At 62.9% G+C, this 1,977-nt stretch carries 2 protein-coding genes; both read left to right on the top strand.

What is annotated here, in order from left to right:
• Nucleotides 1–215 precede the first annotated feature (215 nt).
• Complete coding sequence (locus tag E3O45_RS07330; protein ID WP_134442803.1) at nucleotides 216–974, top strand: hypothetical protein; 759 nt, start codon at nucleotides 216–218, stop codon at nucleotides 972–974.
• Nucleotides 971–1,741, top strand: a complete 771-nt coding sequence (locus E3O45_RS07325; protein WP_134442802.1) for an ATP-binding protein — start codon at nucleotides 971–973, stop codon at nucleotides 1,739–1,741. Before E3O45_RS07330 ends, E3O45_RS07325 begins: the two co-directional genes overlap by 4 nt.
• The last annotated feature ends 236 nt before the right edge of the window (nucleotides 1,742–1,977 follow it).

Raw genomic sequence — 1,977 nt, 5'->3', positions numbered from 1 at the left:
GAAACCCGCTATCCAGGCACCGACCTGATCATGCACTATGCGATCAAAGACCGGCTTTGAGTTACGCCGGAATATATCGAATCAAGCCGCCCATGTCAGGACCCCTGAGACCAAAAAAACCTCGCGACAAGGCATCAGCCGAGAATGCGGTGAACGTCGTCAACAAACGCGTCATCGGCTACCTCGAAGACGATGTCTTCACAACGCTGAGCGAATTGAACACCGCAATCGAGGAACGGGTGCGGGAGATCAACCACGACATCCGCCGCGCCGACGACACCACCCGGTGGGAACGCTTCGACACCGAGGAACGCGAGCTGCTCAGTCCGCTGCCTGACATCGGGTTCGAGGACGTCGAATGGAAGGAGCTGAAAGCCGCCCGGAATTACCACGTCACCGCGGACACGCAACGCTATTCCGTGCCGTTCGCCCTGGCCGGCAAGCTACTGCGGGTCCGGGTCACCTCGTCCCGCGTGACGATCTTCGACGGCAACGACAGCATCTGCGAACACCCGCGGCTGACGGGCCGGAAGGGCCAGTGCTCAACTCTTCCGGATCATGTTCCACCGCAGCACCGCGATATCGACGGGTTGTGGTCGAGGCGCTGGTTCATCGACCGGGCGCGCAGCACCGGGCCGGCGACGGTCACGGTGATCGAGCAGATCCTCGACAGCCAAGCGATCGAAGCGCAGGGCTACCTGGCCTGCCAAAACATCCTCGACGGCCTCGGCAAGAACAACCGGGAACGCTTGGAGGCCGCCTGCCAGGACCTCGTCAATCGCAAGGCTCATCCGACGTATTCGACGCTGAAACGGTTGATGGCGGCGATCGATAGTGATGTGAAGAAGCCCCGTCCGGTGGCCCCGGCGGCCTCGACACGCAAACGCAGCAGCACCGTCGTGTTCCGTGACACCGTCACGGACGTTTATGTCCGTGACGCGTCCCACTACGCCCGAAACGAGGACAAGAAGTGACGTTCACCAGCGTTGACTATGACAAGTTCCGCGCGCTGCGGGTGACCCACGTCGCGACCCGGCTGGAGGAACTCATCCAGGACGAAGCCAACGACACTCTCACCCCGGATCAGCTGTTCCTCACCGCGGTCGACGACGCTTTGGAATCCCGACGGGTTAGCCGGGTCGACAAACTCATCCGCCAAGCAGCCCTCCCCATTCCCGGGGCGACCGTCGCTGAGGTCGACTACCGCGAGGGACGCGGCATCACCGCCGTCAGAATGCGGCGCTATGCCGCCCATGACTGGCGCGTGGATCCGACCAACCTGCTCATCATCTCGCCCACCGGCGGTGGCAAAACCTACCTCGCCTGCGCGCTGGCCATCGGTGCCTGCCACAGTGAGCACTCCGTTCTCTACTTCCAAATGGACGACCTCGCCCGCAGGCTCGTCATCGCCCGCGGCGACGGCATCGCCCATCAGAAACTGTTGAACGAGCTCTCCAACATCGATTTGCTGATCATTGATGATTTTCTGACGGTCGGCGTTGACAGCGACGCCGCCAGCGACCTGTTCGCGATCCTCGCGAACCGGGAACACCGGCTGCCGACGATGATCGCCTCGCAGACCGGGCCAGCGCACTGGGTCGCCGAGCTGCCCGACCGGGTCGCGGCGGACTCAATCGTGAACCGCCTCGCCAACAACGCCCGGATCATCAACCTCGGCCAGATCGACATGCGCCAGCACCGCAACGACCAAGCCCGCGCCGAGAAGAGCTACTGGGAGTAACCCCGAGGCGGCTCGGGCACCACGCCCGGGCCGCTACCCCCTCGTCAGAACAGCGCTACCACGTACTCGGACGTGCGCTACCACCAGGGGCTACTCGCCAACCTGCAAAGCTCCTTCCACCACGTGAGGGACTGTCTCTTAAACGGTGTTTCCGGCCTGACGCGCCGGACTTGGGTCTGGCGGGAAAGGTGCCGTGATGACGACACTTGATGCTGTGACGAAGAAGACGAAATCTG

The organism is Cryobacterium sp. TMS1-20-1, assembly GCF_004402355.1.
GTDB lineage: Bacteria > Actinomycetota > Actinomycetes > Actinomycetales > Microbacteriaceae > Cryobacterium > Cryobacterium levicorallinum.
This window is presented reverse-complemented; position numbering and strand designations above follow the sequence as displayed.